The sequence below is a fragment of the Undibacterium sp. MH2W genome, assembly GCF_049340215.1.
Classification (GTDB): domain Bacteria; phylum Pseudomonadota; class Gammaproteobacteria; order Burkholderiales; family Burkholderiaceae_D; genus Undibacterium.
The window spans coordinates 43332-57611 of record NZ_JBMPPA010000010.1 but is presented as its reverse complement, the minus strand read 5'-3'; the positions used below and the strand labels follow the sequence as shown (position 1 = coordinate 57611).

19 protein-coding genes and 1 tRNA gene are annotated in these 14280 nt (G+C 45.5%); 6 read left to right on the top strand and 14 right to left on the bottom strand.

Going from position 1 to position 14280, the window contains the following annotated elements; all coding sequences use genetic code 11:
* The first annotated feature begins 40 nt into the window (after positions 1–40).
* The 6 genes from ACO0K2_RS18075 to ACO0K2_RS18050 all read left to right on the top strand — a co-directional run bounded on the left by ACO0K2_RS18075 (position 41) and on the right by ACO0K2_RS18050 (position 8795).
* Positions 41–4123: a DEAD/DEAH box helicase gene (locus tag ACO0K2_RS18075; protein WP_423021426.1), complete on the top strand. Its 4083-nt coding sequence runs from the start codon at positions 41–43 to the stop codon at positions 4121–4123.
* Between the two features lie 546 nt (positions 4124–4669).
* Positions 4670–5551 (top strand): DUF4747 family protein, encoded by an 882-nt coding sequence (locus ACO0K2_RS18070; RefSeq protein ID WP_423021424.1) that lies wholly within the window; start codon positions 4670–4672, stop codon positions 5549–5551.
* Between the two features lie 4 nt (positions 5552–5555).
* Positions 5556–6110, top strand: a complete 555-nt coding sequence (locus ACO0K2_RS18065; protein WP_423021422.1) for a hypothetical protein — start codon at positions 5556–5558, stop codon at positions 6108–6110.
* A gap of 538 nt (positions 6111–6648) precedes the next feature.
* Positions 6649–7701: a tRNA dihydrouridine(20/20a) synthase DusA gene (gene dusA / locus ACO0K2_RS18060; protein ID WP_423021420.1), complete on the top strand. Its 1053-nt coding sequence runs from the start codon at positions 6649–6651 to the stop codon at positions 7699–7701.
* Between the two features lie 334 nt (positions 7702–8035).
* On the top strand, positions 8036–8623 hold the full coding sequence (locus ACO0K2_RS18055) for a hypothetical protein (RefSeq protein WP_423021418.1): 588 nt from the start codon (positions 8036–8038) through the stop codon (positions 8621–8623).
* A gap of 96 nt (positions 8624–8719) precedes the next feature.
* Positions 8720–8795, top strand: a tRNA-His gene (locus tag ACO0K2_RS18050).
* 89 nt (positions 8796–8884) lie between these two features.
* Here the strand turns inward: ACO0K2_RS18050 and ACO0K2_RS18045 are convergent.
* The 14 genes from ACO0K2_RS18045 to ACO0K2_RS17980 form a co-directional block, all read right to left on the bottom strand.
* Entirely contained in the window at positions 8885–10030 is a 1146-nt protein-coding gene (locus ACO0K2_RS18045; RefSeq protein ID WP_423021416.1) for a hypothetical protein, read from the bottom strand.
* Positions 9972–10199, bottom strand: a complete 228-nt coding sequence (locus ACO0K2_RS18040) for a DUF4224 domain-containing protein (RefSeq protein ID WP_423021414.1) — start codon at positions 10197–10199, stop codon at positions 9972–9974. The genes ACO0K2_RS18045 and ACO0K2_RS18040 overlap by 59 nt, the downstream gene beginning before the upstream one ends.
* Positions 10196–10660, bottom strand: a complete 465-nt coding sequence (locus ACO0K2_RS18035; protein WP_423021412.1) for a DUF551 domain-containing protein — start codon at positions 10658–10660, stop codon at positions 10196–10198. Before ACO0K2_RS18035 ends, ACO0K2_RS18040 begins: the two co-directional genes overlap by 4 nt.
* Positions 10660–11037 (bottom strand): DUF1566 domain-containing protein, encoded by a 378-nt coding sequence (locus tag ACO0K2_RS18030; protein ID WP_423021410.1) that lies wholly within the window; start codon positions 11035–11037, stop codon positions 10660–10662. The genes ACO0K2_RS18035 and ACO0K2_RS18030 overlap by 1 nt, the downstream gene beginning before the upstream one ends.
* A 52-nt stretch (positions 11038–11089) precedes the next feature.
* Entirely contained in the window at positions 11090–11305 is a 216-nt protein-coding gene (locus tag ACO0K2_RS18025; protein ID WP_423021409.1) for a DUF7446 family protein, read from the bottom strand.
* Positions 11302–11952: a hypothetical protein gene (locus tag ACO0K2_RS18020; RefSeq protein ID WP_423021407.1), complete on the bottom strand. Its 651-nt coding sequence runs from the start codon at positions 11950–11952 to the stop codon at positions 11302–11304. The genes ACO0K2_RS18025 and ACO0K2_RS18020 overlap by 4 nt, the downstream gene beginning before the upstream one ends.
* On the bottom strand, positions 11949–12218 hold the full coding sequence (locus ACO0K2_RS18015) for a hypothetical protein (RefSeq protein ID WP_423021405.1): 270 nt from the start codon (positions 12216–12218) through the stop codon (positions 11949–11951). The genes ACO0K2_RS18020 and ACO0K2_RS18015 overlap by 4 nt, the downstream gene beginning before the upstream one ends.
* Entirely contained in the window at positions 12219–12374 is a 156-nt protein-coding gene (locus ACO0K2_RS18010; RefSeq protein WP_423021403.1) for a hypothetical protein, read from the bottom strand.
* Positions 12375–12381: 7 nt separating this feature from the next.
* Positions 12382–12594: a hypothetical protein gene (locus ACO0K2_RS18005; RefSeq protein WP_423021401.1), complete on the bottom strand. Its 213-nt coding sequence runs from the start codon at positions 12592–12594 to the stop codon at positions 12382–12384.
* Positions 12594–12857 (bottom strand): helix-turn-helix domain-containing protein, encoded by a 264-nt coding sequence (locus ACO0K2_RS18000; protein WP_423021399.1) that lies wholly within the window; start codon positions 12855–12857, stop codon positions 12594–12596. Before ACO0K2_RS18000 ends, ACO0K2_RS18005 begins: the two co-directional genes overlap by 1 nt.
* A complete protein-coding gene (locus ACO0K2_RS17995) occupies positions 12854–13099 on the bottom strand; it encodes a hypothetical protein (RefSeq protein WP_423021397.1) in 246 nt (81 codons plus the stop codon). The genes ACO0K2_RS18000 and ACO0K2_RS17995 overlap by 4 nt, the downstream gene beginning before the upstream one ends.
* On the bottom strand, positions 13096–13422 hold the full coding sequence (locus ACO0K2_RS17990; protein WP_423021395.1) for a hypothetical protein: 327 nt from the start codon (positions 13420–13422) through the stop codon (positions 13096–13098). Before ACO0K2_RS17990 ends, ACO0K2_RS17995 begins: the two co-directional genes overlap by 4 nt.
* A gap of 145 nt (positions 13423–13567) precedes the next feature.
* Positions 13568–14020 (bottom strand): single-stranded DNA-binding protein, encoded by a 453-nt coding sequence (gene ssb, locus ACO0K2_RS17985; RefSeq protein ID WP_423021393.1) that lies wholly within the window; start codon positions 14018–14020, stop codon positions 13568–13570.
* A 2-nt stretch (positions 14021–14022) separates the two neighbouring features.
* On the bottom strand, positions 14023–14271 hold the full coding sequence (locus tag ACO0K2_RS17980) for a KTSC domain-containing protein (RefSeq protein ID WP_423021391.1): 249 nt from the start codon (positions 14269–14271) through the stop codon (positions 14023–14025).
* Positions 14272–14280: the final 9 nt, after the last annotated feature.

Genomic DNA, 14280 nt, shown 5'->3' with positions numbered 1-14280 from the left:
ACGAACCTATTTCATTTGCCTGACTTCTTTCGATTGTTCTATGCCTCTGCTTTCTGATTTATCGCCTCACCACTTTCCGTTGCTGTATGCCGCTGCGTTGTATCAGGCACCGTTTAGTCAGACCAAATTGCTTGAGTTGATGCAAATCAGCGGTCAGACTGACATGAAAGGCAATCCCTATGAGGCGAAGGTGCTCAAAGAGGTTGGGCTTGAACTGACTCAAAGGATGATGCTCAGGCAAGAAATTGGTCTCGGACTCGTGCTTCGTGAAGATTTGCGCATGGCGGTGCTGCTCCATTTACAGCAAAGTGGTCAATTGAAAGTCTGGGTGACGAGTATTCGTGACTTACTCAAACGTCAAGGCGAATACCATCACTGGAAATCCTACGATGCCAATTTTTATCGTCGGGAGGTATTGTTTTCCTTGCTACTAGGTAGGACAGACGAGGCCTTATTGTGGCGCGAAAAATTTTTCAGTGTATCTACCGATCACATGCCTGCGTTAGGAACGGAATTTTTTAGCCATCCTGAAGGCGTTGATTTATTCTCGACACTCAAGTCAATCGATCAAGGACAAGTACTCACCGATGTATTTGCGCGGGCGAATTGGCATCTCGATGACTGTAAGCTTGCTTATGATTACGCCTTTGCGCAATTGGAGGAACAGGCAAATAGTTGGCCGCAATTGATGGGTTTATTGGCATGGCAGTCGTTATTGCGTGGCGATATGGATCGCCTAGAAAAACTCAAACGACGCTTATCACCCCAAACACAAGCAGAATTTTTGATCGCTTCCGCAGTCATGCAGCACAATATGAATGCTGCTGTGGGTGTTATTCAAACCTATATTGAAATTCAAAAAACAGTCGCCGGCAAACGCAAGGTCTTTATTCCTGAATTGCTCGGATTATTTTGCACGGTCGCTTGCATTGCGAAAAATGATCCGGCAAGTTTGAAGCTAGCCAAAGCACAGGTGGACGACGGTGTTAAACAAAAACACGCGTATAGCTATTACGTATTGCAGCCTCTGGTGAATCATTTGGCGCTCGGCGTTGTCTTGCCCGTCTCGCATTTTAGCTCGCGAGTTCCGCATGATGTGGATGCCTTATTTGAAGCGTTAGCAGGACATTGGCAGGATGCGCCACCTCATCCCAAATTGCATCCTAAGTTAGTCGATATGCGGGCGACAATGATGCGCTTGGGTTACCAATGGGTGGCGGCAGAACTCGATGTGTTGCTGCTGCGCCAGTTCAAAGAGCCGCGCCTTTTGCCTGAGTGGCATGCGCAAAAAAACTGCCGCCCACTGATCGATGTGTTACACCGTGAAGAAGCGTGGCAACGCGCCTTAACTGCCTTAACGCAACTTAAACCCATGTCAGAAGTAAAAAATACGAAAGTCGGTGATGACACGCGGCTTGCTTGGTTGTTGGAATACCATTTTCAGCAACTGAAAGCGGAGCCACGTGAGCAAAAAAGAAGTGTCAAAGGCGTCTGGAGTAAAGGGCGTCCCGTGGCTCTCAGACGCTTGGCCCAAGAGCAGGATAGTTTGCCATTCTTGTCGGAACAAGACCTGCAGATCGTTGCCTGTATTCGTAAATATGCGGATAGCTATTACGGCGGCAGTGAATTTGAACTCAACATCGATAAGGTCTTACCGTTGATGGTCGGGCATCCCGCAGTCTATTGGGACGATGCTCCTGATGTGCGGATTGATGTGGTGAAAGCGGATATCGCCCTGCAATTGAAAGAGAGTGGCGATCAGATTACATTGCAGCTTGATCCTTTTGTTAGTCCGGATGCCAATATCGTATGGAAAAAAGAAACACCAACGCGATTGGCAGTCTACATATCGAGCCCAGAGATTAAACAAATTACGGGTATTCTTGGTCGCGGCTTAACGGTGCCTAGCTCAGCAAAAGCGCAACTCGTGGATGTCATTGCTGCAATCGCACCGCATCTGGCGATTCATTCCGATCTCCCTGAGCTTGCTGCCCATCTGAATACCGTAGACGCCGATGCTACAATCTATGCCCATCTATTGCCATTGCAAGAAGGGCTACGTCTGCAATTATTAGTGCGCCCCTTAGCGGATGGTGGTTGGTTTGCACCGGGTAAGGGCGCTGCTAATGTCGTGGGAGAGCAGGGTGGTGTGCCGGTTCAAGCGAGCCGTCAGCTCAAGAAAGAATTACAAGATTTGCAGGATGTCTTAAGCGCCTGTCCTTTATTGGCTGTGGCAGAAGATACTGGTCAAGAATGGCAACTGCAGCATCCTGAGCAATGCTTAGAATTATTGGGTGAACTCAAAGCACTGCCTGAATCCAAAGTGCAACTCATTTGGCCAGAGGGAGAACGCTTCCGAATTAAAGGAAGTCGTTCGTTGCAGAATTTGCGGTTAACCATCAAAAAGCAGGGCGAGTGGTTTGTGGCAGGCGGCGAGGTCGCGTTGGACGATGGTCGCGTGTTGGCATTGCGCGAATTGTTGCAAATGGCAGAATCGACGCGTGGCCGTTTTCTAAAGTTAGGTGATAACGATTATCTTGCGCTCACGGAAAGTTTCCGAGCACGGCTTGATGAATTGCGTGCTTTGGGTGAATTGAGTGGTAAAGACGGCATCCGTATCAACGCCCTCGCTGCACCTGCATTGGCTGCATTGGCCGATGAAGTCGGTGAGCTGAAAACCGATGCTGCATGGCGCGAGCAAGTAGAGAAACTGGACGCGTTAGGTAATTTCTTGCCAGAGGTGCCGTCGACTCTGCAAGCAACCCTGCGTGATTATCAACTCGCAGGCTATCAATGGCTTGCGCGGTTAGCGCAATGGGGTGTTGGCGCGTGTTTAGCCGATGATATGGGGTTGGGTAAAACCATACAAACCCTCGCTTTACTCCTTCAACGTGCGCCGAACGGTCCTGCACTCGTCATCGCGCCGATTTCGGTGGCGATGAATTGGCAAGCTGAAGCGATGCGTTTTGCACCGACCTTAAAAGTCCGAGCCTACAACAACAATCGCTCGCTCGCCGATCTAGGTCCATTTGACCTTGTCATTGCAAGTTATGGCATGTTGCAGTCAGATGCAGATCTGTTTGCTGCACAACATTGGCACAGCGTCGTACTGGACGAAGCGCAGGTGATTAAGAATTCGGCGACGAAGCGCAGTCAGGCGGCAATGGCGCTCACGGCTGACTTTAAAATGATCGCTAGTGGAACGCCTGTAGAAAATCATCTGGGTGAATTATGGAATTTATTCCGCTTCATTAACCCGGGTTTGCTCGGCTCAAAAGACCGTTTCGCCGAACGTTTCAGCACGCCGATTGAACGAGGTGATAAAGACGCGCGGCAACATCTTAAAAAACTCATCCAGCCCTTTATTTTGCGTCGTACCAAAGCACAGGTGTTAACCGAGTTGCCATCGCGCACCGAGATTACTTTGCAAGTCGAACTCAGTGATGAAGAGCGGCATTTATACGAAGCCTTACGCCAAGAAGCCTTGGATAAAATTGCGTCACTGAATGCAGAAGAAGGGCAGTCGTTAAAAGTGCTCGCTGAAATTACAAAGCTGCGCCGTTTCTGTTGTCACCCGCAATTGGTGTTGAAAAATTCAACCATCAGTGGCAGTAAGCTTGCGGTTGTGGAAGATACGATCGAAGAACTCTTAGAGAACCGCCATAAGGCGCTAGTGTTTAGCCAATTTGTCGATCATCTCGGTCTGGTCAGAGAGCGTCTGGAACAACGTGGCATTCGCTATCAGTACCTCGACGGCAGTACGCCAGCGCTAGAGCGTAAGCGCCGTGTCGATGCGTTTCAAGCGGGTGAGGGAGATGTCTTCCTCATTAGTCTCAAGGCGGGTGGCACGGGGTTGAATTTAACCGCTGCCGATTATGTGCTTCACTTGGATCCTTGGTGGAATCCCGCGGTAGAGGACCAAGCGTCTGATCGCGCTCATCGCATGGGACAACAAAGACCTGTGACGATTTATCGCCTCGTGACGCAAAATACCATCGAAGAAAAAATCATCGCTCTTCACGCAGAAAAGCGAGACCTCGCCGATAGCTTGCTTGATGGTGGGGATGCGTCTGCACGTCTCGATACTTCTGCATTGTTGCGTTTATTGAAGGAAAGTGTGTAGAACAGATTGTAAGTGCGACGAAGGTGGAGAGATTCTTGTGAATATCGAAGCTTGATTTCATTTGCTGTTAAACTGTCAGGTTTCGCTGCCGAATGTTCAGTTTTGTGTTTTTAATATGGGAAATTGTTACTGAGCAGCTTAGTCTATCCCGAGCTAGAACGATGTGCCTGGCGTGATGAAGTTAAATAAAGAATTGTAGTATTAAGAAATGAACTCCGTAATCAATACGCCCACGCTTGACGCAACGGCAAATACCTTACCTCTGCGCCGCGTCTCCGTTGCTCAATTAACCTGATAAAAGCACAGTTTATCGATGGTGTTGAAGCCATTATCTGTAATTCTTCCGTAATTGAGTTTAATTGGTATGAGAAAAACCAAAATTTTCGTAGTTTCATAATGGCAACATTATCAGATTAATTTTAATACTATCGATTATATTTCTAAAATTTCTTTCAAAAAAATAAACTTAGAGTTCATTTTAGTTAAGGAAAATGTTATTATTTTTATATTTTAATAATTTTCATTTTCGAAGGAACTGAGGGAGAAATGGTAAAAGAGTCAGTTGTGCACATATGCGCGATAAATATTGCAATGCATAATCCTCATTCTGCAGATCGCTACGTGCGTTTGTTTAACAAAATTTTCTCTTTAAAAAAAATCATTCCGACCAGAGGACTCAACGGTGTCCTGATGGGAAGTCTTCGCGAGCTGGTTAAAGATGAGCCATGGAAGGGACTAACAGGTGAGTTTTATCAATTTATCCAGTTGGATTCGAACGAGCCTTGGTTTGATTTGGATAGTAAAGATGAGGCTTCGACCGATGATCTGAAAAAAATTGTTATTCCGGAAAAATTAAAGCCACACTTAGCTCGGTTTGTGTTTATTTTTTTTCCGCGTGAGCACCGATTGTTTGTGCAGGTAAAAAGTGGTAGCCGGAGTCTTGGCCCCGCAACTGTCAAAGCAGTTATGGAGAGGTTGTTGGCTGATGATAATCTTGAAGAGTTTGGAACTATTGAAGTCACAGTTATTCCTGAATTTGATTCTGTGGACAAGATATTTGCACTTCCTTATCTTCGTACAATTAAAATCGAATTGGTTCGCCCAAACCCCGATGACCATGACGAAGCTGAAAGATTGCTATTAGAGCGATTGATAAGTCAAAACGCAAAAAAAATGACAGTGGAGCTAAATTCTAATAGAACTATGCAATTGACCCCGGATGATCAAACGAAGGTGCTCGCAAAGGTTGCGAGCACAAATGGTAGTGTGGTCGCAACTGGAAAAGATAATCACGGAAAGTCCGTTAAAATCTCAACCGTAGATACGCCGCTTCTTGAACGAATTTACTATAGCACCGCTATTCAAACGATGCATGCCGCTTTTTACGAGGCCGCAGATCGAATCAATAGACACCTTGTCAGAAAATAGAAAAATGTATCACGGCGTAGGGCAAATTTTAAAGCGATATTGGACAGCATATGGGGGATGGTCTGCATTCCTTCGATCCCCATATCTTCATTTTTCATTCGTCTTAACGATTTTGACCGCACATTTTTGGTTGACAGAAAAATGGTGGGATCAACCTATATCGGTAATACCCAATTTGCTTGGTTTTTCGCTCGGTGGTTTGGCGATGTTTTTAAGTTTTGGTGATGAAAAATTTCGATCCGAATTAATGGAACATAAAGATGGCGAAATTTCTTCTTATTTAGGTTTGTCCTCTACTTTTGTCCATTTTATTATTCTTCAGGTATTAGCACTTTCTCTCGCAATAGTTGCTAAAGGATTGGATTTCTACTTCTACTGGCCAACCTGCATTAGATCGATAATTGATATTTCTACAAAAATATTTTCTGGATTTGGATATTTAATATTTCTCTACTCTGTTATTTCAATGGTTGCTGCAACTCTAGGGATTTTTCGAGCTTGTTCTTGGTATCAGTTGATTCAAAATTCCAATAGAAATTCTCCCGATAAGAAAAATTAATAATTTATAAATCTGCGATCAATAGTAGGATTTATCTTCAACTCGTAACTGCCTTATTTTATTTAAGTATTTAGTTGCATCCCTAATGTCTACGTGCAGGGGGGGCTTCCGTCGTAGGGAGATAGGAGTTGCCATTACAGCGTTGAACTTGTACTGAGTTTCTTCCCGCGCCAATAATTTCGCAAATTTCTTGCACTGACAACACAGGTTTATTTTGGATAAATTCCCGACGGGAGCTACTGACGCAATCTCTGTGAGATAACCTTCGATCAATTTTTCAGATGAAATTCCGGTTCAGCTCCTGATACCTTTAAGTGCCAATATGTCAGTACTGGCTTCGATTTCGCGTGCCCACGCTAATGCTACAGACTTCGATTTATAGAATTTACTGATAGACTTACGCCCTTTGCGGCGAATATCCTCGTCTGATGAACCGTTGCATTGTCGACTTGATGCCATGACTTTCCCAATTTTCCATAATGGGACCGTATAAGACACCAATATTAATTAAGTTTAAATAAAATTGTAATTTTTAAAAATGAAACCTGTCATTGAGAAACTCCAAGTATTGCCAGCTAGACGGGTCTCCGTTGCTCCAATGCTCGATTGGACGGATCGCCATTGCCGTGAATTTCATCGCCATATTACCCGTCATACGTGGTTGTACACCGAGATGGTGACGACAGGTTCTTTGATGCATGGCGATGTACAGCGTCATTTAGAATTTAACCCGGGAGAGCATCCTGTTGCGTTGCAGTTAGGAGGGAGTGAGCCTGCTGATTTGGCACTCTGCGCAAAAATGGGAGAAGAGTGGGGCTACGATGAGATTAATCTCAATTGTGGCTGTCCTTCAGAGCGCGTTCAAAAAGGCGCGTTTGGTGCTTGTTTGATGGCGGAGCCGCAATTGGTCGCCGATTGCGTGAAGGCGATGAAAGATGCGGTCAGTATTGATGTGACCGTCAAGCACCGTATCGGTATCAATGATGTCGATTCGTATGAGTTTATGCGTGACTTTGTGGGGCAGATTGCGGAGGCGGGGAGCAAGACGTTTATCGTTCATGCCCGCACTGCCATTTTGAAAGGCTTGAGTCCACGCGAGAATCGTGAAATTCCTCCTTTGAAGTACGACTATGCGTATCGCCTTAAAAAAGAGTTTCCTGAACTCGAAATCATTATCAACGGCGGTATCAAAACCACGGAAGAGATGTCCCAACACCTCGCCCATGTCGACGGTGTCATGATCGGACGTGAGGCCTACCATAATCCCTATTTTATGGCGACGTTTGATGCACTGTTTTATGGTGATGATCGTCCCGTCAAAACGCGCGAAGAAATTCTTCACGCCATGATTCCGTACATTCATCGCCAACTCGAACTCTATGGTAACGGCGGCAAAGGCTTACGCGTCAATAGCATCATTCGGCATATGCTCGGCTTGATGATGGGGATGATCGGTGCGCGTGCGTTTCGCCAGACTTTGTCAGACAGTAAAAAACTAGCACTCGGTGACCCAGCTATTTTGCTTGAAGCTTTTGAGCGCATGCAAACCATCACCGCGTATGATCGCAGTGCACAGGAAGTCACAAGTTAATTCATTACTCATTCAATGACGATCATCTGAAGTGCTTCGTTCACTTGTGTCACATGATGCGTTTGAGTAAAAAAATGTAAAAAATGCATGGATTCGCAGTGGCTGCGGTTATAGTTCACCCGCTTCACTGCACACTCCTCTACTCACTTCACCGTGAGTTTGAACCCGCACTATCTGATAGTGTGGGTTTTTTTCTTTGGGCGTTAGTGGCAGATGGGGCGCGATGACGTTATGCAATAGTTCTATGCGCTTCGTTACGTCTAGTGGGATGCGGTGTCGCTTATGATGAGTGGAATCGCATTTTTGTTTTATTCGTCGTTTTAACGGGTTTTTTATGCAATTGCGCTATCTCAAAAAAATCATCCTTGCAGTTGGTACGGTCTTTGTTTTTTCAGCTGGAACAGCACATGCCATGTCTGCGATGGAATTTAGTCTCGATACGTTGTTACTGAATTCAGCACAAGTGAAAGCGTCGCTGAATCTCACCAAGAACCAAGCACTGCTATGGCAGCAAACAGAATCCAAACTTCGTGCCCTGGCGCATCAGCGAGGCGTAAGGCGAGAACACCTGCAGTTTGACATTCAAAAAAGTCTCAAACAGCCCAATCTCGAATTGCGTGATCTCGAAAAACAGATTGCCCAGGAAGAACAACTTTCCATCCAAGAGAATCAACAAATCCGTGAATGGTGCCTCACGTTCAACGATGCACTGGATGATAATCAGCGGCAACAAGTTCAAGCGTTTATATCCGAGCAATTATTGATGCAGGCCGATATGAAGAGGGATGCCCCAGAGGGTCGAGGCGACCGCCCCGCAGGTAATTCCGGCGGTCACTCGCGTGGTGGAGGTGGTGGCATGGGAGGGATGGGCGGCGGCGCGTCAGGCAGCATTGGCGCGAATGGCGGTAACGTCCAGTTCTAAGCAAATGCCTAACAAGGCTGGACTGTTGCTAAAAGCGGGAAAGCCTTGTATAATGCGTAGCTCTCTTGGTGCAGTATTGATCCAAGCGTTTCAGTGGTGGTCGTAGCTCAGTTGGTAGAGTCCAGGATTGTGATTCCTGTTGTCGTGGGTTCGAGCCCCATCGTCCACCCCACCGAATATGTAGTAGAAACAAGGACTTAGCGATTAATTTCACTAAGTCCTTTTTTTATTTTCCAACGAAAAGTAGGCATTTTCCAACGGCTATTCTGTTGCCTTCGCTTTTTTCTCTTTCCTTCGGTCATAGTTTTTGTGCGTCGTACTTGGGTTTGCGTGTGCCGCAAAATCATATGCATCGCTACTTCTTTGGCGCAATTTTGTTGTAATCGCCGCTGGACGAACATCAAGCAGTGAAAAATAAAGAGGGTGATCGATCAGCGTTTTGGCATCCACAGCGCTATCATTTGACTTCACCCAAGCAAGCATAGCATCCTGCCACACAGAACCCCATCCGCTGCGGCTATATGGCGACCCTAAGCGATTGGCGAATAAATAAAGACGATCAACTTGATGCGTCTGCTTTGCGCGCGCAACAACTACGCGTAGCCGTGTTGACCACTCCCTCACCTTCACAATCTCCTGCTCTCCCTTCTTTCTCTTGGCATTGATCACCTTTACGCCGTCTGCAGTCAATCCGCTCACATGGAACGGTCGTACTTCTGCAGCGCGAAAACCAGTTAAATACGTGAACATCGCCGCGCAGCCTAAATTCCTGAATGTTTGATGCTGCTTCAACGACCAGAGATAAAACCTAAGAATCTGACTTCTCGAAATGGTCCTAACGTCTTTTTCTGTTTTATTCTGCATCATGCCTACAAACGGGTTTGCTTCGATAACACCCCAACGTACAGCGTAATGACAGATAGTCGACAGCAAAGACAGCTCTTTATTTGCCTTGGCTGGAGCGCCTGCTTTTGCGCGAGCATCAAGGAATTGATATCCATGCACGGTTTTAAGTGAAGCAGGGGACATTTTACCGAAGAACCTAACAAGGTTGTCGTATGCTCCTTGCCTCACTGCTAGCCCATCCTTGGACTGATCTCGATAATGTGTGGGGGCGATATCTTTTTTGAATCGCTCGATCATGTCTGCCACCGAGCCTGAAATTATTTGACCTTCATTGATATCAAGGGCTTTGCGTTTTGCGGTGCGTTCTGCCTCGGCAATTTCCTGTCTGTTTCCAACCTCTGCAGTGGCTAACGTTTCACTTGAACCGTCTGCATACTGGTAGTAAAAAGAAACTTTTTTTACACCAGTGCGCTTGTATAGACGATCAATTCCCGTTCTCTCCTTACGCGAAAGCACCGAGGTTTGGAACTTCTGCGAACTTTTGTTTTTGGTGATCATCATTTATTCCCATTTTTCGATCATGGTAGGCTCTTGCCACCTTTGGGAGTCCCGATTTATCCAGCTCAAATCGCCACCGTCTAGTTTCCAGCCAAGCTTGCATTGTACGTTTTTGATTAGATTTGCATCCCACCAGCTCTGCTAGTTCGGATGCTGTTAAATATGGACTCATACCCCCTCCGGTGCTGTTGGTAATGGCATCCAATGCAAAATTTCATGCGAAGATATTGCTTCATAGTAACAATCATAATCATGATGTTCTTTTGCGCTGTGCCAGCCAGTGAATGGCCTTTCATAACCTTCCTCAGAGTCGTCTAACTCCATCTCATTAAGATACATAGCTGCAAAAACACGTGCCTTCCCACCATTTATTGATCGAGCATGAACAATAAATTCTTCACAATTGCCAGCTTTAACATCTGGCAGCCTATCTTTAGCATTTATCCACGAGGAACCGCTAAACTCTGGCGCGGATTCAATTGCACAGCGATAAATAGTTTCATTATCAGCTGAGCAGCATGAGCCAGACAAAGATTCAAAATCAGCAATATTTGCTAATTTAAAAAATTCTTCTGTCGGCTCAATCGGTACTACTTTATGCGTCTCAGTGTTGATTGTGATTGTCTTAATCATTATTCCTCCAGATAAATTCTGCGGACTGCGCGAGCGCGGTACTCGTACGACTTGTGGAGGATGTCCTGGAAGCCGTCGTCGAAATACTGCATCCAGGCATAGTCGGTGTAGTGGGCGGTCTGCGTATTTGACCAGTACCAGGCGCTGTCAAAATGCTCTTTACAGTTGGCGAATAAAAGTGATTGTTCGTTGCGTGTTGGAAGATCACCATCGACCGATTTTGCCCAATCCATTGCATCCGACCATGCCATGTTCTTGTTTGGCTTTGATGGTAGAAGTGCCAGGTGATAGTCGAGCTCGCCGTCTTTGCCTAAAATTAGGCCGGCATATATTTCATTGGGCTTCAGATTTTCTGCTAAAAATTGTGCTTTGCTCATTTTGCCCGCTCCCTTGCCAGTTTCATTTCGTCTGTAATTACGTATTCAGGCATTATTCCTCCGCTATTTTTGTCACGGTAATTTCGTACTTAACAACACCATTAACAGTGACTTGATGAGTTTGATTATCTCCAATCATTTCAATAATTGATCCGACACATTCAGATGTCACATCACGCAGCTTACCGACATACATCGTTCCAGCTTTGTTGAGTGTCCCTATGCGAATCCTTTTTGTTAATGGAGAGCAGCTTATTGCTTGTGTCATTTTAATAACTCCCTTGCAACATAAACAGCAGTTCCGTATGCTAGATATCCGTTTTCAATCATGCATGAATGGTCGTATTCATCTAACACTTGACGCAAACTTTCCTTCAGCTCCGCTACTTGCTTTTTCATCACATCAATTTCATTAAGTGCATCGCACACTTTATCTGCTAAATCGGTACATGCAATTTGGTCTTGCCCTTCTGGAGTTTCTGGTATTTCTACCATGCATTGAATTTCATATTTGTGGTCATGCGAATGAACTTCTCCCATGCCTGGTGAATGCCATTTAAGGCCATTATGAAATCTCCCATCAATTCGCAATTGAAGTTCGACTACTAGCTTTTCCAGTGACTCAACTGTCAAGTAATCATTGACAGTTTGTTCGCCTGTACTAATTGATGGCGGGGCGGCGTAAAGCGGGATATCAAAATCCTCCAGAGTTACACCTGGTATTTTTAAATCAGCCGCGACTATTGCTTTTGATGTTGGGTTCATCCATGCTAATGGCTCTTGCTCTGGTAGCTGTATAGCTCGGATATCTTCTGCGCACCACATAGCTTTGGTAGCGCCAACTAATGTTGCTGATTTATCGCGATGGGTATCGCAAATTTTTGCGCACATCTCGCGCAGTTCAATGAGTGTCATTTGTCGCTTCCTTTCAATTTTTCGCGCAACTTTGTTTCAACGCAGTACAACTGCAAGAACTCATCAACTACCGAAATGTCACCAGAGTAGAAACGCTTTCCCAATTCCGTCATGTGTTCACTGAGCTGTCTCAACATTTCAGCGTTTGCTGGATCAGATCTCTTTAGCACATTGACCGATTGCCCGAGTAGCCCGCTGTAATCTACGCGCATTCCTTTGTGATCTGGTGCCAGTTTCAGCGCTTCGAGTTCTTCGTTTGTCATCATTTACTCCATTTTTTCTATTTCTTCGTAAAGCTCTTCAAGATAATCAAAGCCACCTTGGTGATAAGTTTCTTTCTTCTTATCGTAATTTTTGTGAGCCATGTCGATCAAGTATTCACATGCAAGGAGTATTTCTTGTTTCAATTCTTCTTTTGTCATATCATCCTCACTTAGGTTTCTCAGCTAACCCGCGCCAAGGTAGGTTTTGGAAAAATGCGTCAGATGTAGCTAAATCTGCTTCTTTAATTGATCTTTTTCCAGCAAAAAAATATTTACCATCCCACTTACAATAAGCAAATCCGGCACTCCCATAATTACGCTCATAAACACCCACGCGAACAGGTTTAATGTCTCCGTCAATCCATGGTGTTAGTTTCATCACACCTCCCGCATATCTGCCAATACATCGCCAGACAAAACACTTTTTATGTACTCAATGCTCAAGCCCGTTGCATCGTAAATTTTCAAAATCATGTGAGCGCTAAATTGCAATTTTCCGGTGCGAATTAAGCTCATTGTTTTTGGGCTAATATCAAGCAATTTTGAAAGTGCTGAATCTGTTCTCACTCCCGCCTGCATCTGGATTAAATCAATCAGGCGAGCGTTATTTTGCGTATTCCGCGTGACTTCCAATGCTTTCACAATCCCTCCGACAGTATTTTTTTCATGTGACAGATACTAATGTCGGACAGCAGGTGAAGACGCACAAGCATGTTTGGACCGAGCTTGAGATTCCCCGTTCTGATCTTGCTAATTACCGGCGGCGCGACTTCGACAGCGCGCGCAAGGGCTGCATCGTTCTTCAGTCCTGTGACGTTAATCACTTCGGAGATCAGCTTTGAGTTACGCTCGGCGCTTTGTTTGATTTTGTGGAATGGGGTCATTTTGATCTCGCTTTTATCATTGCGTCGGCGCATTTATACGCATAGTGTGCATAATCATCGACGTTGCCAGCATACTCACTGTCAGCCAGCATTCCCGTCAAAGCCGCCATTGCGAATTCGTCTCGCAATGTTTTTTCTTGCGGTTTTTGCTCTTCTTCAGCAAGTGCGTATTCCAAAATATATCCAGGATGGGCGTCGTTATTCCAATCGTAAAAACTTGCTTCGTTAGATAAATGGGAAATATTTTTGCTTCTTGTTTTAATAAAAACCTGCGTATTCCCGCTTACAGGCATTTCATTGCCTACGTGCTTAATCCATTTCATTTTATTTCTCCAATAGCCTCTAAAACCTGCTGTTCACTAATCCCGAATCTTCCTGCCGTCCATTTGATAGCATTGATTCGAGATTCCATTTTTAAGTGGCGCTCATATTCGCGCCGAATTGCGACTTTGCTGATGATCATTTGCTTTAAAACGGAATATCGTCATCCATATCGGAAAAGTTCGGCGCGGAGTTCGACGCTGATGCCGGGCGTTGATCCTGGGCTGACGACTGACGTGAAGCTGGTGCTGCGCTACCTGCATCCGATCTTCCACCAAGCATCTGCATGCTGTCGGCTTTGATGTCGGTAGCGTATTTTTCAACGCCGTCTTTGTCGGTGTATTTGCGTGTCCGCAGACTGCCTTCGACATAGACCTGAGATCCTTTTTTTAGGTACTGGCCAGCGATTTCAGCGAGCTTGCCGAAGAATGTGATGCGGTGCCACTCAGTCTGTTCTCGTTTTTCTCCAGTTGCCTTATCTTTCCAGCTATCAGTCGTGGCGACAGTGATATTGGTCATTGCGTCGCCGCTTGGTGTGTAGCGGGTCTCTGGGTCTTTCCCCAAATTCCCGACTATGATGACTTTATTGACGGATGCCATGATTACGCAACCTTCACGAACGGAAACACGTCGCTCGCTGGCTTGATAACCTTGCCAAAGTGCGCACCGATAGACTCTGCGCCCTGAAACTCTGCAAACTGCTCAGGCGTGAAGTTTGAATAGTGGTAGATGCTTCCCGCTCCAGATTTCGACTTAAACTGTATCGCCAGAGTGTTTGTCTCTGCACAGTGACCGATTGCGTGGATCTGGGAGGACTCAACTTCAGTGAGTGGAATAGTGTTAGTTATCATGATCGTCTT